Source organism: Paludibacterium yongneupense DSM 18731 (genome assembly GCF_000422925.1).
Taxonomy (GTDB): domain Bacteria; phylum Pseudomonadota; class Gammaproteobacteria; order Burkholderiales; family Chromobacteriaceae; genus Paludibacterium; species Paludibacterium yongneupense.
Genome location: NZ_AUGZ01000009.1, coordinates 86,247 through 103,838, shown reverse-complemented (window position 1 = coordinate 103,838; position 17,592 = coordinate 86,247). Strand labels below are relative to the sequence as shown.

The 17,592-nt window shown below is 62.9% G+C and carries 19 protein-coding genes; 7 read left to right on the top strand and 12 right to left on the bottom strand.

Annotated elements, in window-relative coordinates:
- Positions 1-27: 27 nt before the first annotated feature.
- The 5 genes from G520_RS0105915 to G520_RS0105895 form a co-directional block, all read right to left on the bottom strand.
- Positions 28-1,011, bottom strand: a complete 984-nt coding sequence (locus G520_RS0105915; RefSeq protein WP_028534842.1) for a 2-hydroxyacid dehydrogenase — start codon at positions 1,009-1,011, stop codon at positions 28-30.
- 58 nt (positions 1,012-1,069) lie between these two features.
- A complete protein-coding gene (locus G520_RS0105910) occupies positions 1,070-2,332 on the bottom strand; it encodes an MFS transporter (RefSeq protein ID WP_028534841.1) in 1,263 nt (420 codons plus the stop codon).
- A 75-nt stretch (positions 2,333-2,407) separates the two neighbouring features.
- Positions 2,408-3,352 (bottom strand): sugar kinase, encoded by a 945-nt coding sequence (locus G520_RS0105905; protein WP_028534840.1) that lies wholly within the window; start codon positions 3,350-3,352, stop codon positions 2,408-2,410.
- Entirely contained in the window at positions 3,345-4,109 is a 765-nt protein-coding gene (locus tag G520_RS0105900; RefSeq protein WP_028534839.1) for a sugar phosphate isomerase/epimerase family protein, read from the bottom strand. The genes G520_RS0105905 and G520_RS0105900 overlap by 8 nt, the downstream gene beginning before the upstream one ends.
- Positions 4,110-4,354: 245 nt before the next feature.
- Positions 4,355-5,395, bottom strand: coding sequence for a LacI family DNA-binding transcriptional regulator (locus G520_RS0105895; RefSeq protein WP_028534838.1), 1,041 nt, complete (start codon positions 5,393-5,395; stop codon positions 4,355-4,357).
- A 270-nt stretch (positions 5,396-5,665) separates the two neighbouring features.
- Here G520_RS0105895 and rsxB point away from each other — a divergent pair, with 270 nt between their 5' ends.
- The 5 genes from rsxB to G520_RS21750 all read left to right on the top strand — a co-directional run bounded on the left by rsxB (position 5,666) and on the right by G520_RS21750 (position 10,696).
- The gene (rsxB, locus tag G520_RS21760; RefSeq protein WP_246542665.1) at positions 5,666-6,517 is read left to right on the top strand and encodes an electron transport complex subunit RsxB; all 852 of its coding nucleotides are present in this window, start codon (positions 5,666-5,668) and stop codon (positions 6,515-6,517) included.
- A gap of 7 nt (positions 6,518-6,524) precedes the next feature.
- The gene (nth, locus tag G520_RS0105885; protein ID WP_028534837.1) at positions 6,525-7,157 is read left to right on the top strand and encodes an endonuclease III; all 633 of its coding nucleotides are present in this window, start codon (positions 6,525-6,527) and stop codon (positions 7,155-7,157) included.
- A 106-nt stretch (positions 7,158-7,263) separates the two neighbouring features.
- On the top strand, positions 7,264-8,748 hold the full coding sequence (locus tag G520_RS0105880) for a DegQ family serine endoprotease (RefSeq protein WP_051229107.1): 1,485 nt from the start codon (positions 7,264-7,266) through the stop codon (positions 8,746-8,748).
- A gap of 62 nt (positions 8,749-8,810) precedes the next feature.
- Positions 8,811-9,272 carry a cupredoxin domain-containing protein gene (locus G520_RS21755; protein ID WP_051229106.1) on the top strand — a complete coding sequence of 154 codons (462 nt, stop codon included), beginning with the start codon at positions 8,811-8,813 and terminating at the stop codon, positions 9,270-9,272.
- A gap of 107 nt (positions 9,273-9,379) precedes the next feature.
- Positions 9,380-10,696 (top strand): HD-GYP domain-containing protein, encoded by a 1,317-nt coding sequence (locus G520_RS21750; RefSeq protein ID WP_051229104.1) that lies wholly within the window; start codon positions 9,380-9,382, stop codon positions 10,694-10,696.
- Positions 10,697-10,702: 6 nt separating this feature from the next.
- Here G520_RS21750 and G520_RS0105865 read toward each other — a convergent pair whose 3' ends face one another.
- From G520_RS0105865 to pcnB, 7 genes are all read right to left on the bottom strand, one after another.
- A complete protein-coding gene (locus G520_RS0105865; RefSeq protein WP_028534835.1) occupies positions 10,703-11,119 on the bottom strand; it encodes a GFA family protein in 417 nt (138 codons plus the stop codon).
- Between the two features lie 232 nt (positions 11,120-11,351).
- On the bottom strand, positions 11,352-11,732 hold the full coding sequence (gene panD, locus G520_RS0105860) for an aspartate 1-decarboxylase (protein WP_028534834.1): 381 nt from the start codon (positions 11,730-11,732) through the stop codon (positions 11,352-11,354).
- Between the two features lie 24 nt (positions 11,733-11,756).
- Positions 11,757-12,590, bottom strand: a complete 834-nt coding sequence (panC, locus tag G520_RS0105855; protein ID WP_028534833.1) for a pantoate--beta-alanine ligase — start codon at positions 12,588-12,590, stop codon at positions 11,757-11,759.
- Between the two features lie 11 nt (positions 12,591-12,601).
- Positions 12,602-13,393 (bottom strand): 3-methyl-2-oxobutanoate hydroxymethyltransferase, encoded by a 792-nt coding sequence (gene panB / locus G520_RS0105850; RefSeq protein ID WP_028534832.1) that lies wholly within the window; start codon positions 13,391-13,393, stop codon positions 12,602-12,604.
- A gap of 46 nt (positions 13,394-13,439) precedes the next feature.
- Positions 13,440-14,075 (bottom strand): deoxynucleoside kinase, encoded by a 636-nt coding sequence (locus tag G520_RS0105845; protein WP_028534831.1) that lies wholly within the window; start codon positions 14,073-14,075, stop codon positions 13,440-13,442.
- A gap of 16 nt (positions 14,076-14,091) precedes the next feature.
- Entirely contained in the window at positions 14,092-14,574 is a 483-nt protein-coding gene (gene folK / locus G520_RS0105840) for a 2-amino-4-hydroxy-6-hydroxymethyldihydropteridine diphosphokinase (RefSeq protein ID WP_028534830.1), read from the bottom strand.
- The gene (gene pcnB, locus G520_RS0105835) at positions 14,571-15,929 is read right to left on the bottom strand and encodes a polynucleotide adenylyltransferase PcnB (RefSeq protein ID WP_028534829.1); all 1,359 of its coding nucleotides are present in this window, start codon (positions 15,927-15,929) and stop codon (positions 14,571-14,573) included. Before pcnB ends, folK begins: the two co-directional genes overlap by 4 nt.
- A 225-nt stretch (positions 15,930-16,154) precedes the next feature.
- Between pcnB and G520_RS21745 the strand changes: the two genes are divergently transcribed.
- Entirely contained in the window at positions 16,155-16,982 is an 828-nt protein-coding gene (locus G520_RS21745) for a 3'-5' exonuclease (RefSeq protein ID WP_051229102.1), read from the top strand.
- A 276-nt stretch (positions 16,983-17,258) separates the two neighbouring features.
- The gene (locus tag G520_RS0105825; RefSeq protein ID WP_028534828.1) at positions 17,259-17,561 is read left to right on the top strand and encodes a hypothetical protein; all 303 of its coding nucleotides are present in this window, start codon (positions 17,259-17,261) and stop codon (positions 17,559-17,561) included.
- The last annotated feature ends 31 nt before the right edge of the window (positions 17,562-17,592 follow it).

Here is a 17,592-nt window from a genome sequence, read left to right as displayed (position 1 = left end):
ACGCGCAAGCGTCGCCCCGTTTTTTTTTCAGCGACCTGCGCGCCAGTGCTGCGGATTGGCCAGTGCAGCCGGGCGCCGCCCCTCGAGCGCCGCAATCAGGTTATCCACCGCCATGCGCGCCATCGCACGCCGCGTCTCGTGCGTAGCCGATCCGATATGCGGCAACGCGACCACATTATCCATGCCCGGCAGCGGAGAATCCGCCGCCAGCGGCTCCCGAGCGAAGACATCGAGGCCCGCGCCCCGAATCCGCCCTTGTCGCAGCGCATCGATCAGCGCCTCCTCGTCGACGATGCGTCCCCGCGAACCATTGATGAAGAAAGCCTCCGGTCGCATCAGGGCAAATTCGCGCGCCCCGATCAGCTTTTCGGTCTGCGGCGATAAAGGCAATACCACGCAGACGAAGTCGGCGCAGCCGAGCAAGGCGTCCAGCGGTAATCGCCGCGCATCGAACAGATGCTCCGCCTCCTCTACCGTCTCAAGATTGTGATAGACGATATTCATGTCGAAACCGAGGCGGGCGCGGCGGGCGACGGCCATGCCGATGCGGCCGAGGCCGATCAAGCCGAGCGTCTTGCCGTGCACGTCGGTGCCGAACAAGGCATCGCCTATACTGCTGCGCCAGCGCCCCGCCTTCACGTAGCCGGCCAGCTCGACGATGCGGCGCGCACTGGCCAGGATCAGGGCGAAAACGGTATCGGCCGTGGTTTCCGTCAGTACGCCCGGGGTATGGGCAAGCAGGATGCCGCGCCGGTTCAGGAATTCAAGGTCGATGGAGTCATAGCCGACAGAAATGGTCGACACGACCTCCAGCTCGCTGGCCGGACCCAGTTCCGCCTCGCCCAGCGGCAGGGTCGACCCGATCAGGCCGTTGGCACGCACCGTTGCCGCCATGAACGCGGCCCTGTTTTCGTCCGTGACACGCGGAAAATAACTGACATCGAAACGGGCCTCCAGTTCGGCCAGCAAATCGGGCGGCAAGGCCCGGTAAACGACGACACGCTTTGGCATATGACTCACTCCCGGGCCGGCCTCCACCCCGAGCGGAGGCCGGCAATGATTACGACACTCAGAACTCCACCGCCACCGGCGGTACCATACGTACGCTCAAGGTCAGCAACACCGAAGACAACAGCGCCAGCGCCATGAAGGCGTAGCCGGCGGCAGGCGTACCGGTCGCGCCGTTCAGATAGCCGACGAACCACGAGCCGCAGAACGACCCGAGTGCCCCCATGCCGTTGATCAGCGCCATGGCACCTCCGGCCACATTGCGCGGCAGCAGTTCGGTCACAATGGCGAAGAAAGGCCCGTAGGGCGCGTACATCGCGGCACCGGCAATCACCAGCAGCGCAAACGACAGCCAGAAATGCTGGCTGCCGACCCAGTAGGACGCGACAAAGGCGAGCGCCCCGACCAGCAGGCAAGGCCACACGAAGTGCTTGCGATTCTGCATGCGATCAGATAACCATGACACCGTGATCATGGCCGCCACTGCCGCCAGGTAGGGCGTCGCCGACAGCCAGCCCGTGGCGACGAAACCGAGACCGGAAGCCTTTTTCAGAATCGACGGCAGCCACAACATGAAACCGTAAACGCCGATGCTCCAGCAGAAGTATTGCGCACACAGCCGCAACACTATCGGCGAACTGAATGCCTCGCGATAGTTGCGCACCGGCACGAGACCCTTTTGTTCATCGCGCAGGGTCTGTTCGATGGCATCCTTCTCGACCAGGCTCAACCAGCGGGCATCGGCCGGCCGGTCGCTCACGAGCCACCACCACATCACGGCCCAGATCACAGCCGGAAAACCTTCGATGATGAACATCTGACGCCAGCCCAGGGCGTTGATGACATAGCCGGTAAGCACCGACATCCACAGCACGGTCACCGGATTGCCCAGAATCAGAAAGGTATTCGCGCGTGACCGTTCCGAACGCGTGAACCAGTGGCTGATGTAAATCAGCATGGCCGGCATCACGGCCGCCTCCACGGCGCCGAGCAGAAAACGTATCGCCATAAGTGCCGGGATATTGCTCACCATCCCGGTCGCCGTTGCGCAGACCCCCCACAGCACCAGGCAGCAAAACACCAGCTTTTTTACACTGCGGCGTTCGGCATAGATCGCACCCGGCACCTGGAAAATGAAATAACCCAGAAAAAACAAGGCGCCTATCAGCGAAGCCATGCCATGGCTGATCCCCAGATCGCGCTCTATCCCGGCCGCGGCGGCAAAGCCGTAGTTGGCACGGTCGAGATAGGCCAGGCTATAGGTGATGAAAATGACAGGCATGACATACCACCAGCGTCGGCTGGCCAGTTTACGAACTTCCATCTCTCAACTCCTCGATCGATGTGTGTTGTGCAACGATGTTGCCGACGGCCGTGGCGCCGGCTAAAAACGATGGCCTCAGGTCATCGCAACGGCCAATTGCTCCCGGGTCGGCAAACCATCCATATCCCCGATGACCTGGATGGCAAATGCACCGATCTGGTTGCCGCGCGCCACCGCGGCCTCAGTATCCAACCCCTCCAGCAGCGCACTGACGACACCGGCGGCGAAGCCGTCGCCGGCGCCCACGGTATCGATGACACGCTCGACCTTGACCGCCGCCACGCGCCCCTCGCCCGTACGGTCACGGAAATAGGCCCCCTCTGCCCCGAGCTTGATCACGACCAGACTGGCGCCGAGGTCAAGGTAGAAAGCGGCGATATCGGCCGGCGTCTGATAGCCGGTCAGCAGGCGCCCTTCCTGAATGCCGGGTAAAACCCAGTCGGCCATGGCCGCGAGCGAATTGATTCCCGCGACCATCTCGTCTCGCGATGGCCAGAGCGCAGGCCGCAGATTCGGGTCGAAGGAAACGCTCTTGCCTGCACCGCGCATGAATTGCATCGCATGCTCGCTGAAACGTCGCGTCGTTGCCGACAAGGCTGGCGCAATGCCGGTGCAATGCAGGTGACGAGCGGCAGCGAAGTAGGCCTCGTCGAAATCGGCGAGGTCGAGGTGGCTGGCGGCAGAGCCGCGCCGGAAATATTCGACCGCAGGATCTTCGCCCGCCACAGCCTTGGACTTGAGCTGGAAACCGGTCGGATGCTCGCAGTCGAGCGCGACATGGCGGCTGTCCACCCCCTCGCGGGCCAGAACCGAGCGAATGAAACGGCCGAACGAATCGTCGCCGAGCCGGCTTACCCAGCCGATGCGATGTCCGAGGCGCGCGAGGCCGACGGCAAAATTGGTCTCCGCCCCGGCCATGCGGCGCGTGAAGTGCTCGACCGCGGCCACATCGCCAGCCTCGTCGGCGATGAACATCGCCATGGCCTCGCCGAAAGTGATGACATCGACGGCTTCATTCATGGCTATTCCCCTCGATTCCGAGCATGGATACGTAGTGCCGCGTCAAGCCGGACGCATCCCCCCCCTGCAAGGGGAATTCGAGACCGCGCGGGGCGGAGCAAGGCAGTTGCGCGAGCACGCCCCGCCAGTCGCCGATGCCGGCTTCGGGCACCGTCGCCCTCCAGCCGCGAGGCGAGGGCTGCGCCCCCTTGCAATGGATGTATTCGACATAAGGGGCAAGCGCGGCAGCGGCCTCCAGCGGCGACTGCCCCGACCAGTACCAGTTGCCGATATCGAAGGTCATGCCGACCCCGATGCCGGCGGCGGCGCTGGCATCGAAAAATGCGCGCAGCCGTTCGATGGAGCCACCGTGTGCCGTCTGGTCGTTTTCCACCAGCAGTCGCACCGGGTGGCCGGCCAGTGCGTCCGCCAGCGGCTGCAGCGGCGACTCCGGCGCGTAATGGCCGAGCGAGAATTTAAGATGGCGCGCACCCAGCGTTTCGGCCTCGGACAAGGCCAGCCGCAGTGCCTCGTGCGCCAGCGTCGCATCCGGCAGGAACACGGCCTCGGGTGCGGAATAAACCGCCTGCAAGGCGTGATTGCGCAATTGCTCGCGCAAGAACGTCAGCGGGCGCGACGCCCCATCGAACAGTTCCCGCCGAATTTCGACACCGTCCGCGCCAGCGCCCGCGGCCAGGCCGATGAAGGCGCTCTGCCCGCTCTGGCGCACCCGTTCGGCGCCATAGGCCGACATCACCACATATACCGGAATAGTCACAACTCTCTGCTCCTCGCAAATGGTACCGGTACCATTTTTGCATCAGACGATTGCGCCCCCCGCAAGCCCGATGCAATTCAATACCGATACAATACAAAAGACTACAGCATATAAGCGCTTTCATTTGACATGTCCACGCCATAAAAACAAAATGGTACCGGTACCATTTATGCACAAAAACAAAGCCGCTGCAAACGGCGATGCCTCATATTCGAGCAGGAAGCGCACGCCCGCCTTGTCTAAAATCAAATGGCGGTTGAACCTCGCGCGATCAAATGGCCGGGGAACAGGATTTCACGCGGCGGCTGACGGTCACCCGCGATGCGCTCGAACAAGCAGGACATGGCGGCATGCCCGATGGCATCAGTCGGTTGGGCCAGGGTGCTGATGCCGGGACCGGCCACGCTGGCCCACGGCAATTCGTCGAAACCGAGCAATCCAAGATCATCAGGTAGCGCCAGCCCCAAACGGCGCATGGCCAGCACCAGTTGCAGGGTCACCACGCCGCTCGCAGCCAGCAGGGCCTTGCGCTGACCGGAACCATCGCCGGCAAATGCCCGCAAGGCCGTGTCCAGCGCGACGTTATCTTCCAGATGCGGCAGCTCTATGACTCTGCCCCGCGCCGCCGGCTGGGCCGCGAGCTCGGACAGGAAGGCGGCATGCCTGTCCTCGCGCGAACTGACACCCTGCACGCTCTCGCTGACCCAGGCGATATCGGAGAAGCCGCCTTGCACAAGATGACGGGCGGCCACGGCCGTGGCCGCCGCATTGTCCAGGCCGACCAGATCGGCCTCGATGCCGCGCAGGCGCCGGTCCACCAGCACCACGGGCAAGCCGCCGGCGACGATTTCGGCCAGCAACGGCGACGCCGTGCCCAGGGTGTGCACGATCAGGCCTTCCACGTTGTACGAACGAAGCGCCTGCAGCGACAGGTTTTCGCACGCATCGTCATTGCCGGTATTGCACAAGACCAGGGTATAGCCGCGCGCGCGGCACAGCGCTTCGGCGCCATGCAGCACAGCGACCGAATAGGGATTGAGCACGTCCGCCACCAGCATGCCGATCAGCCGCGTCCGCCCGGCCTTGAGAGCGCGCGCCATCTGGCTGGGACGGTAGCCGAGTCGGGCGATGGACTGCTCGATGCGTTCGCGGGTACGGTCGGACAAGGCGCTCAGCTCGCCGCCGAGGTAGCGCGAGATACTCGTCTTGGACACGCCCGCATCGCATGCGACATCGCGGATGGTGATCTTGCCCGTGCGGGAGGAAGGCGGCTTGGCGGTCGTCATGAATGCGTCTGCGATAGAATGGCGGCGCGCGGCGCGCACCCCTGAACGGGGTCGATGTTACCGCAAACGCCGGCACGCCGCGAGCGGCGATCCGAGCACGGAGCGGGAAGGATTCGGACTATACTTTGCACGAACCGGCCGGGTTTCCGCCAGACCGTCCGCGGCGCACTGCGGCGCGGCGAATCGCCCTCTGCCGCAACATGGTTGTACGGGAGACGACGAAGCCCGATAATTGCCGCTTTCAGACAGCGCAGCCAGGATATGACACATTTGCAGCGTCCCATAGCGTCGACCCAAGCGTCCGCGATGGCCGACCGGCTCGATGCCGTCCTGCCGCAAACTCAATGCCGGCAATGCGGCTTCGCCGGTTGTCGCCCCTATGCCGAGGCGATGGCGGCAGGCGAAGCCGACATCAACCGCTGTCCGCCAGGGGGCGAAGCAGGCATACGACGCCTGGCCCGCATCGCCGGGCGCGACACGATCCCGCTCGCACCGGAGCTGGCGGCGCACAAGCCGCTCGCCGTCGCCGTCATCGATGAAAACGACTGCATCGGCTGTACCCTCTGCATCCAGGCCTGCCCGGTCGATGCCATTCTTGGCGCGGCAAAGCTGATGCACACCATCATCAGCGACGAATGCACGGGGTGCGAACTGTGCGTCGCCCCCTGTCCGGTCGATTGCATCCGGATGGAAAACGTAGCCGAACCGCCTTTCGATCTGGCGGCCGACGATGAGCTCAACGCGGCGGCGTGCGAGCGTGGCGACCACGCACGGCAGCGCCACCGCTTCCACCTGTTCCGGCTGGAACGCGAGCGTAACGAAAAAGCGCGGAGGCTCGCAGAGCGTGCCGCCCGCGCACGTGCCCACCCCGCCGGCAGCGACGAAGAGAACAGGAGACAGGCCTTGACCGAGCCCAGAAAACAAAGCGCGTCCCCGACTGGAACGGACGCGCCCGAAGCGAAGCAAGCGCAGCAGCGCAATGCGCTGATCCAGGCGGCGATGGACCGTGCACGCAAACAGCGCGAGGCGCTGTCGGCAGACCTGACGCCGGAGCAAAGGCACGAAGCCGTCATCAAGGCGGCCATGGCGCTCGCGCGTCAGAAACAGGGCGGCCGGGGTTGATGTCACGATGAATGCCGCGCAACGTCAGGAAATTTTCAGCCGCTTGCGCGCCGACACGCCGCAGCCGCGCACCGAACTGGAGTATCAGTCGCCCTTCGAGTTGCTGATCGCGGTCATGCTATCGGCGCAAGCGACCGATGTCAGCGTGAACAAGGCCACCCGGCTGCTGTTCCAGCTCGCGCCAACGCCGCAAGCCATGCTGCGCCTGGGCGAAGAAGCGGTCATCGAGCATATCAGGACCATCGGCCTGTTCCGCACCAAAGCGAAAAACGTCATGGCCACCTGCCATCTGCTGCTCGAACGACACCATGGCGAGGTGCCGTCTACCCGGGAGGCGCTGGAAGCGCTGCCGGGAGTCGGTAGAAAAACCGCCAATGTCGTACTCAACACCGCTTACGGCCAGCCGACAATCGCCGTCGACACTCATATTTTCCGCGTCGCCAATCGCACGGGAATCGCGCCGGGAAAGGATGTCCTCGCCGTCGAAAAAAAACTGATGCGCGTGGTGCCGCCCGAATTCCGCGTCGACGCCCACCACTGGCTGATCCTGCACGGGCGCTACATCTGCAAGGCGCGCAAACCCGAATGCAGCCGCTGCCTGATCGTCGATCTCTGCGAATATCCCGCAAAACCGGTATGATGTATCCATACCTGACAAGGTAGTCGACGGATGGAGCGCCAGTCTTGAAAAAAACGGGCTCCGCCCCGAGCATCATGCCTGAACCCCGCGGAAAAAGGATTGATCAGTGACTCCCAGCCTGCGCCCACTATTGGCGGCCACCTTTGCCATCTCGGTACTCTCCGGCTGCGACAAGGTGGAAAAACTGCTACGCAAGGATACGGCGCCCCAGACGGTCGCCATTCCCGCCCAGCAGGACGGCAAGGTCGCCATGCTGTTGCCGGACTTCACGCAACTGGTCGAGCGCGAAGGACCGGCTGTGGTCAACATACAGGCCAACCGCCCGGATGGCGCCCAATCCGACAGCGATACGACGCTGCCGGTCCCCGAAGACGACCCCTTCTACGACTTCTTCCGCCGCTTCATGCCCAATCCGCAGCAGCAGACGCCGCAGGAGCAGCCGTCCCCCGATTCCGTATCGTTCGGCTCGGGTTTCATCCTCAGCCAGGATGGCTACATTCTGACCAACGCCCATGTCGTCAGCAGCAGCAGTCAGATCAAAGTCATGCTGACCGACAAACGCGAAATGAACGCGCGCCTGGTCGGCCTGGACAAGCGTACCGACGTCGCCCTGCTCAAGGTCGATGGCGCGAACCTGCCAGTGGTCAAGATCGGCAGTCCGGGCCAGCTCAAAGTCGGCGAATGGGTTGCCGCTATCGGCGCCCCATTCGGCTTCGAGAACTCGGTGACGGCGGGCATTGTCTCGGCCAAGGGCCGCAGCCTGCCCGACGAAAACTACGTCCCCTTCATTCAGACCGACGTCGCGATCAACCCCGGCAACTCGGGCGGTCCGCTGTTCAACCTGAAGGGAGAAGTCGTCGGCATCAATTCGCAGATCTACAGCCGGTCGGGGGGGTTCATGGGCATTTCCTTTGCCATTCCGATCGACCTGGCGATCAACGTGGCGGATCAGATCAAGGCCAAGGGCAAAGTCAGCCGCGGCCAGCTCGGGGTCAACATCCAGGAGCTGACACAGGAGCTTGCGCAGTCCTTCGGCCTCGGAGAAGCACGCGGCGCACTGGTGGTCCGCGTCGAGCCCAACGGTCCGGCAGCCCGCGCCGGCCTCGAACCGGGCGATATCATCCTGCGCCTGAACGACCGCAAGGTCGAAGGATCGAAAGATCTCCCGATGATGGTAGGAGCGCTGCAGCCCGGCACCCGCATCAAGCTGCACGTCTGGCGCAAAGGGAGCGAAAAGACACTGGAAGCCACTCTGGGCGAACTGGCCCAGGAAGCGGCGCCGGCAGCGCCTCAGACCGAACCCTACGCCCCGCAGAGCTACCGTTTCGGCAAACTCGGCCTGGTGGTGGCCGAACTGTCGCAAGAGCAGAGAGCCCAGCTCGGCCTGCGAGGCGGTCTGCTGGTGGAGAAAGCGCAAGGCCTCGCCGCACGTGCCGGCCTGCAGCGCGGCGACGTGATCGCCGGCCTCAATCAGACCGAGATCGTTTCGATCAAGAGCTTCGAAAAAGCATTGACCGAAGCCCGGGGCAGCGTCGCGCTGCTGGTCCGCCGTCAGGACGCGACCCTGTTCGTCCCGCTGAAAGTGAACTGAGCGGGGCACTGGCCCCGTTTCTGCTTGTACGGAGCATGATTTCATCGATACGGAGAGCCACCATGAACAGACTCTTGCCACTCGCCCTGATTGCGCTGGGCGGGTTGCTGCCGCAAGCGAGCGCTTTCGCTCATGCCACCCGCTTCGCGTTCGGCAGTCCGGGTACGCCATCCGAAGTGACCCGCACCATCCATGTCGACGCTAACGATGCGATGAAGCTGGTCTTCGACTCGCGCGACATCCGCCAGGGCGATGTCGTCAAGTTCGTGGTTCACAACTCGGGCCGGATCGCCCATGAATTCGGCATCGACGATGCCGCCGGGCAGCGCGAGCATGCCGCAATGATGCGGCAAATGCCCGGTATGGTGCATGACGATCCCAACGTGATTGCACTCAAGCCGGGCGAAACCCGCCAGTTGATCTGGAAATTCACCAAACTGCGCGAGCGCACCCTGATTTTCGCCTGCAACGTTCCAGGACACTATCAGGCCGGCATGTTTCTGCGGCTGACCATACAGCCATAGCCTGCGCTTGCCGCCGGGCAGCCTTTATCCCGGCGGATCGCAGTACCAACTGCAAGCCACGGGCGAGGCAGCGTTGCCGCCCGGCTCCAGGATCGAGGGATAGCCCATTGATCTCCTACCATTATCTTGATTCACTGCTTAACTCCCATCGCGTATCTATCCATCGCACCGTACTCGTACGCCTGATTCCGGCTTGGCTGTTGTTGTCCCTGATGTTCGGAGGAGCCGCCTACTGGCTCGAATTGCGACAAATGGACCAGTACGTCACGACGCTATCGACGCAGGCCATAAACGATGTCCAGCAGGCCAGCGCCGCCGACTTGTTGACGCAGCCCGAGCGACTGACGGCCCGCCTCGATCTGCTGCTCGAACGCACCGGTTTTGTGGGGGTCCTGTTTTTCGACACCGGACGCCGGCTGCGGGTCGAACGATGGCGCGTGGCAGACCCGGCCCTGCGCGCGGCCACGGAAGACCTGCGCGCGGCCTCGCCTCCGCTCGCGCGGCGCGTGCATCGTGCACTGCATCTTGGGGGGCGCATTTACGTGATTTCGCAACTGCCGTTGAGCGATGCGCACGGCCGGCTCTACGGCTACTTCGAAGGCATATACCCGGTGGCGGCACAGACCGCCGGAGCGATGAGCACCCGCATTCGCGACATCCTGCTTGGCGTGCTTCTGGTCTGCACGCTGAGCAGTCTCGCGCTCTACCCGATCATCGTCGGCCTCAACCGCGACACGCTGCGGCTGACCCATACCCTGCTGTCGAGCAACGTCGAACTGATGCGCGTACTGGGCAATGCCATCGCCAAACGCGATTCCGACACAGACAGTCACAACTACCGGGTCACGCTGTATTGCGTGGCACTGGCCGAGGCCTTGCACCGCCCGGCAAACGATATCATCGCCTTGATGGCGGGGGCTTTTCTGCATGATGTCGGCAAAATCGGCATCAGCGACCGCATCCTTCTGAAACAGGGGCCGCTGGAAGCAGAGGAGTTTGCCATCATGAAGACCCACGTCGGGATAGGGCTGGAAATCATCGCGGAAGTGAAATGGCTGGACATCGCTCGCGACGTGGTCGGCAACCATCACGAGCGCTACGACGGCTCGGGCTACCCGCAGGGACTGGCAGGCGAGCAGATCCCGTTCAACGCGCGCCTGTTCGCCATTGTCGACGTCTTCGATGCGCTGACCTCGCGCCGCCCATATAAAGAGCCGTACAGCCTCGAGCGCTCGCTCGAAATGATGCGTGCGCAGGACGGCCGGCATTTCGACCCCGACATCTTGCATTGCTTCGAGACGCGGGCGGCGGGATGGTATGCACGTTATCACGAAGCCGGCAAAAACGATCTGAAACGCTGGCTCGCGCTCGCGCTCGCAAAATATTTCCGTCACCGCACAGCACAACAGGCGCAGCCGGACTAGCCGCGTTCAGATGGCGTCCAGCGCGTGCGGGTGACACGGCAGTTCGCCCAGGCGCGACGGCTCGGCCCAGGGAAGATGTTCGCTCCACCAGCAATGGCTGGTCGGCGTGAGCGCCGCCGGGTCGTCCAGTGTTGCCACGGTCAGGTCTATCAGTCCGGGGTCCGATGCATGCCGGTAGCTGAGCGTCGAGCCGCAGCGCGGGCAGAATCCGCGCTCGACCGTCGTCGAAGAATGATAGATCGCACGCCCTTCTCCACTCCAGCGCACTTGATCCGCACGAACAGTAAACCAGCTGACGAAGCCTGCTCCGCTCGCACGGCGGCACGAGGCGCAGTGGCAATGCGTGATATCCGACGCCGCGCCATCGGCGCAGTAGCGCACCGCGCCGCACAGGCAATGTCCGTTCAATCGCATCGGGTCCATCGGCCATCCTCCTTCGCAAGGGTCAGGACTACCTTACACCGGGACCGGAAAAACGCAAACAGGCCAAACGAACGGTTGTTTCCGCAGCCCGCAACATGGGCGCGGGACGGTGGCATATGACGAAAACGGCAGGGACGAAACCAGGGGGAACAGCTGCCCGCAAACCGTCAGGCAACGGCTTGCGGGCATCGACCCGCCACAGAGCGGACGGGCTTGCGCGCAGACGGGGCGATCAGAGCGCCTGAACCGGCGTGGCGCCCTTGATATCGGTCGGCTGATTGCGAGCGTCGACAAAAACCAGTTTTGGGGTATGCCCGTTCAGTTCGGCATCCTCGTACTGGGCAAAGGTGGCAATGATCAGCAGGTCGCCCACCGCGGCACGGCGAGAGGCCGAGCCATTGACCGAAATGGTGCCGGAGCCGCGCTCGGCGCGTATCGCGTAGGTGGCAAAACGTTCGCCATTGGTCACATTCCAGATCTGGATTTCTTCGTACTCGCGGATGTCGGCCGCATCCAGCAGATTTTCGTCAATTGCGCAGGAGCCGATGTAGTGCAACTCGGATTGAGTCGTTGTCACGCGGTGCAGCTTCGATTTCAGCATGGTACGTTGCATGATTCTTCCATTCGAACGCGCGTCTCAACGCGCGATTTCCACATTATCGATCAGACGGGTCCGACCGAGGCGCGCCGCAGCCAGCACCACCAGGTGCTTCTCGCCCGCGTGCGCGATTTCCAGGCTGTCCGCCTGGCGCACTTCGACATAGTCGACCACCCAGCCGTGCCTCTCCAGCGTCGCGCGCGCATCGCCTTCCAGCGTTGCGTAGTCCTGCACACCGTCCTGCAAGCGCTCGCGCATCAGCGACAGACAGCGGTAGAGACGGGGCGCTTCCGCGCGTTCGGCCTCGCTCAGATATCCGTTGCGCGACGACAGCGCGAGTCCGTCCCCGGCGCGGCCGGTATCCACCGGGATCAGTGTCACCGGAATATTCAGGTCTTCGGTCATCGCGCGGATGATATGCAGTTGCTGGTAGTCCTTCTTGCCAAAGCAGGCAACGTCGGGCTGGACGATATTGAACAACTTGCACACGACGGTGGCCACACCACGGAAGTGGCCGGGGCGGAACATGCCGCACAGCTCGTCCTGCACATGCGGCGGTTCGACATTGAAATCCTGCTTCACCCGTGGATACAGTTCTTTCTCATCCGGGAAAAACAGGACATCGACACCGGCCTCGATCAGCTTGGCGCAATCCGCGTCGAAGGTACGCGGGTAGGCGCCAAAGTCTTCGCCCTGGCCGAACTGCAGCCGGTTGACGAAGATGCTGACCACAACACGATCCGCGGCCTCGCGCGCCTCGCGCACCAGAGCCAGGTGCCCCTGGTGCAGGTTGCCCATGGTCGGAACCAGGGCCACGCGGCCTGCCTCGCGGCGCCACTGGCGCAGCTCGGCGATCGTACGGATGATTTCCATGATGTTACCTTTCAGAAACAGTGTTCCGCCGCCGGGAAGGACGCATCCTTGACGGCACGGACATAGGCCAGAACCGCCTCCTGTATGCTGCCGCTTCCCGACAGGAAATTGCGCACGAAACGCGCGCGCTTGCCCGGATAGACGCCGAGCATGTCGTGCAGGACCAGCACCTGGCCGTCGACGCCGGCCCCGGCGCCGATACCGATAGTCGGCACCGCCACGCTCTCGGTGATGCGGCGCGCAAGTTCAGACGGAACGCACTCCATCAGCACCATGCTCGCGCCCGCCTCGGCCAGTGCGCAGGCGTCGTTGAGGATGCGTTCGGCGCCATCGGCCGATTTGCCCTGCACTTTGAAACCGCCGAAGGTGTTGACAAACTGCGGCGTCAGACCGATATGCGAGCAGACAGGGATGCCGCGCTCGACCAGAAAGCGCGTCGTTTCCGCCATGAAGGCGCCGCCTTCGAGCTTGACCATATGGGCGCCGGCCTGCATCAGCCGCGCGGCACTGGCAAAGGCCTGGGCCGGGCTTTCCTGATAGCTGCCGAATGGCATGTCGGCCAGCACCAGGGCATTGCGCGCACCGCGGGCAACACAGCGGGTGTGGTAAACCATTTCATCGAGCGAAACCGGGAGGGTCGAATCGAGATTCTGAATCACCATTCCGAGCGAATCGCCGATCAGCAGAATGTCGACCCCGGCAGTATCGAGCAAACTGGCAAAGCTCGCATCGTAGCAGGTCAACATGGTGATTTTGTCACCGTCCAGCACCATCTGCTGCAGGGTGTTGACAGTAATTTTCATGCCTGTCCGTCCTCGTCGCGTAGGAGAAGATTAATGGCGCCTGTCGTCAGGCGCTCTTATTGAAATAGCTGCGTTGTCCCCGCATTTCGCTGATGCAGCGCAGCAACAAATCGAAGTCGTCCTGCCCTTCAACCAGATTGAGGTGATCGGTATTGACGATCAGGAGGGGCGAGGCTTCATACTGATGAAAAAACTCGCTGTACGCCGCATGGACGCGCTTGAGGTAGCCTTCCGGAAAATTGACCTCGTAATCGGCACCGCGCGAAGCAACGCGATTGAGCAGGGTTTCTTCCGATGCCTGCAGGTAGATCACCAGATCGGGAACCGGATACTCGGGCAGCACCTGAGTCGAAATGCGACGATACAACGCCAGCTCGGCCTCGTCCAGATTCAGTCGGGCAAACAGTCCATCCTTCTCGAACAGGAAGTCGCCGACCACCGGGCGGGTCAGCAATTCGCCCTTGAGCATCTGATGCGCGAGATCGGCGCGCTGCATCAAAAAAGCCAGTTGGGTCGACAGGGCATGGTGCTGGAAATTGCGGTAGAACCGCGGCAAGAACGGGTTTCCGTCGGGGTTTTCCGCCACAAGATCGACGCCGCGATGCATCGCCAGACGACGGGCCAGAGAGGATTTTCCGACCCCGATGGGGCCTTCCACCACGATATAACGCAAATTACTCATCGTTGTTCCTTTACGATCACTCTGTCAGCCGCACCACACCCTGATCCTCCAGCCGGGCCAACAAATGATCGACACGGCCGAGTTCGCCTACGGTCAGATCCGGAGCGATTTCGCACAAGGGAGTCAGTACGAAACTACGCAGATGGAGACGCGGGTGAGGAAGGGTCAGCGTCTCGTCGTCGAGACGGATTCCCTCGAACCATAGCAAGTCGAGGTCCAACACGCGCGGGGCGTTGCGAAAAGTGCGCAGCCGGCCAAAATCGGATTCGATCGCCAGCAGACCCTGCAACAGCCGGTGCGGAGTCAGCGCGCAGTCGAGCTCGACCGCGGCGTTGATGAAATCGGCCTGGTCGAGATAGCCGATCGGTGCGGTACGATAAAGCGACGACGTCTTGACGATCCGACATCCCTCCAACGTGGCAAGGGCCGCAAAAGCGGCCCTGATCTGCGCTACGGGTTCATCCAGATTACTTCCCAGCGCGACGAAGGCCCGCGTCACACCGGGTCCTCCGGGGCCGGAGGACGGCGTCGGCCGGCCGGGCGGCGGCGCCGGCGCTTCTTGACGGGCCCTTCGTCGCCACCGGCATCGCGTGCCCGTTCGATCAAGGCTTCGCGTTCATCGGGATCGGCGCGCTGGAAGTCGTCCCACCACTGCACCAGCGAAGGCGGCACTTCGCCCGCTTCCGAGCGCAAGGCCAGGAAGTCGAAAGCGGCGCGGAAACGCGGCTGTTCCATGAAGCGGTAGGGCCGCTGCCCGCTGCGGCTATCGAAGCGGGCCTGCAAAGTCCAGATTTCGCGCATGGTCACGCCAAAGCGGCGCGGAATGGCAAAGTCGTTGTCCTGCTCGGTTTCCACGTCGGCGATGGCGCCTGCCAGCGCCGGCACGGCACGTTCGCCGTCCGCAATACGCGTCTGCCAGTGCCGGTCGACTTGACGCCACAGTAGCGTCGCCAGCAGAAAGCCGACCGAAACCGGCTTGTCGGCGCGAATGCGCTGATCGGTGCTCGCGAGTCCGAGCTGCAGGAAAGCATCGCCTTCGCCTTCGCCCAGCACCGCGTCCAGCAGCGGGAAGACGCCGCGCGACAAGCCTTCATCGCGCAGTTTGAGCAGGCAGGCGTAGGCCTCGCCCGACATCAGCAGCTTGAGCATTTCATCGAACAGGCGCGCAGCCGGCTCTTTTTTCAGCAGGTGGGCATGGCTGCGGATCGGCTTGCGCGTCTCCTCGTCGATGATGAAGCCGAGCTTGGCCGCCAGACGAACCGCGCGCAGCATACGCACCGGATCTTCGTTATAGCGGCGCGACGGCTGACCTATCATCACCAGCCGGCGAGCGTTCAGATCGCGCACGCCATGATGGTAATCGACGATGGACTCGTCGCCCGGATTGTAGAACAGGGCATTGACGGTGAAGTCGCGCCGATGCGCATCTTCTTCCTGACTGCCGTAGTTGTTGTCGGCCATGATGCGGCCGGACTCGTTCATGGTATCGATGCTGCCGCCGCGGAACGTGGTCACCTCTATCGTCTCCGGCCCTACCATCACATGGACGATACGGAACCGGCGACCGATGATGCGCGAACGGCGAAACAAGTGATGCACTTGTTCGGGCGTGGCATTGGTCGCGATATCGAAGTCTTTGGGCGACACCCCGAGCAACAGATCGCGCACCGCACCGCCGACAACATAGGCGGTGTAGCCCTCTTCCTGCAGACGGGTGGTCACTTTGAGCGCGGCATGGCTGAGCTGCTCGCGGCGCACACCGTGCTGCGCAAGCGGGATGACGCGCGGACGCACGCGGCCCCGTCCCATATGGGCGGGAAGGTCGAGAACTTTTCGGATAAGCTTGCGAATCATTGGGAAATTAGGGTCGGGGAGTACGCCGGGAAGGCTTTCAAGGCTGGGATTATAGCCTGATTCAAGCTGAAAAAGACACCCGTCCGACAGCCTGGCGTTGCAGATAGGCCCATTCTCCGCTTACGCGGGCCGGCATTCGCCCCCCGGCACCGCCTGCGGCCTCGTTCGAGCGCCCATCTATCGCTATAATCGCGCTCATATTCATCTCGTCGCAAAGCGGACTCCGTGATCCCCGTTCTCTCTTTCGATATCGAAACCATTCCCGACATCGCCGGCATTCGGACCCTGTACGGCTTCGACGACGAACTGCCCGATGCCGCCGTCGCCGAATTCGCGCTACAGAAACGGCGGGCGCAGAACGGCAGCGACTTCCTGCCCCACCACCTTCACCGCGTCCTGGCGATCTCCTGCGTGCTGCGCTGGAGCGACAAAATCATCATCAAGACCATAGGCCAGGCCGGCGACAGCGAGGCGGCAATGCTGGGCACTTTTTTCGACACCATCGCGCGCTACACGCCGCAGCTGGTATCGTGGAACGGAGGCGGTTTCGACCTGCCCGTCATGCACTACCGGGCGCTGATCAACGGTGTCGCCGCCCCGCGCTACTGGGAAACCGGCGACGGCGACCATGCCGACAGCCGCGACTTCAAGTGGAACAACTACCTTGGCCGTTACCACACCCGCCATCTGGACCTGATGGACATGCTCGCGCTGTATCAGCCGCGCGCGAGCGCCCCGCTCGACGACATGGCCAAGCTGTGCGGTTTTCCCGGCAAACTGGGCATGGATGGCTCCAAGGTATGGAGCGCCTATCAGGATGGGCAGACCGAAGCGATCCGCGACTACTGCGAAACCGATGCCGCCAACACCTATCTGGTCTACCTGCGTTTCCAGCAGATGCGCGGCCATTTATCGACGCGCGAATACGATGCCGAAATCGCCATGGCGCGCGACTGGGTCGCGGCGCAGGACAAAATGCACTGGCGCGAATTTCTCGCCGCCTGGCCGGCGCGCGGCAACGGCGAACAAGGGCTTGACACCCGGTCCGCATAATCCTAGGATGGTTCCGTAATGCGCCGATTTGATTCAGCTTGCGGGCGCTATATAAATGCCAGCTAAAGCGTAGCCGTCACGGCCCGCTTCGCCTCTGGCAAGCGGGTTTTTGTTTTCGTACCCCCCGCGACGGACGTTTACACGGTGTTTCCATCGCACGATGGCAACCCGGCGCCGAGTTAAGAGACAACTTGCAGGGCGCCCAGAAATCCTGCTAAAGCGTCGCCTGACACGAGTCGGGCGCGCAAACCGCGTCCCCTCGACCAGGAGAATAGTATGTACGATTGCCAGAACGATTCTTACACCGAATTTTCATATAGTGCTTTTGATACCGTGAGAAGTTACAACGCTCTCTCGGGAAATCTGACCGCCGCGCCACTTCTCCCGGACAATACGCTGCAATTGAACAATCTGGCCGCCTTTGCCGGTGAGCTCGGCTATCAGACCGAACGTCACGCAGGGCAACTGGTGATCCACGACATCGCCTTTTACGACGCACTGTCGGTCAACGCGCGCTTCGGCCGCGAGCTGATCATCAGTTGCGACCTGCGCCGCGATCCGCCCGCGCTATTCGGCTGAGCCCGGGGCGCGACCGGCGCGGGTGACGTAT

Bases quoted from the DNA above. Each gene is read 5' to 3' on its own strand.
- G520_RS0105915 (WP_028534842.1), bottom strand. From the start codon at position 1,011: ATGCCAAAGCGTGTCGTCGTTTACCGGGCCTTGCCGCCCGATTTGCTG.
- G520_RS0105910 (WP_028534841.1), bottom strand. From the start codon at position 2,332: ATGGAAGTTCGTAAACTGGCCAGCCGACGCTGGTGGTATGTCATGCCT.
- G520_RS0105905 (WP_028534840.1), bottom strand. From the start codon at position 3,352: ATGAATGAAGCCGTCGATGTCATCACTTTCGGCGAGGCCATGGCGATG.
- G520_RS0105895 (WP_028534838.1), bottom strand. From the start codon at position 5,395: ATGACGACCGCCAAGCCGCCTTCCTCCCGCACGGGCAAGATCACCATC.
- nth (WP_028534837.1), top strand. From the start codon at position 6,525: ATGAATGCCGCGCAACGTCAGGAAATTTTCAGCCGCTTGCGCGCCGAC.
- G520_RS21755 (WP_051229106.1), top strand. From the start codon at position 8,811: ATGAACAGACTCTTGCCACTCGCCCTGATTGCGCTGGGCGGGTTGCTG.
- G520_RS0105865 (WP_028534835.1), bottom strand. From the start codon at position 11,119: ATGGACCCGATGCGATTGAACGGACATTGCCTGTGCGGCGCGGTGCGC.
- panD (WP_028534834.1), bottom strand. From the start codon at position 11,732: ATGCAACGTACCATGCTGAAATCGAAGCTGCACCGCGTGACAACGACT.
- panC (WP_028534833.1), bottom strand. From the start codon at position 12,590: ATGGAAATCATCCGTACGATCGCCGAGCTGCGCCAGTGGCGCCGCGAG.
- panB (WP_028534832.1), bottom strand. From the start codon at position 13,393: ATGAAAATTACTGTCAACACCCTGCAGCAGATGGTGCTGGACGGTGAC.
- G520_RS0105845 (WP_028534831.1), bottom strand. From the start codon at position 14,075: ATGAGTAATTTGCGTTATATCGTGGTGGAAGGCCCCATCGGGGTCGGA.
- pcnB (WP_028534829.1), bottom strand. From the start codon at position 15,929: ATGATTCGCAAGCTTATCCGAAAAGTTCTCGACCTTCCCGCCCATATG.
- G520_RS0105825 (WP_028534828.1), top strand. From the start codon at position 17,259: ATGTACGATTGCCAGAACGATTCTTACACCGAATTTTCATATAGTGCT.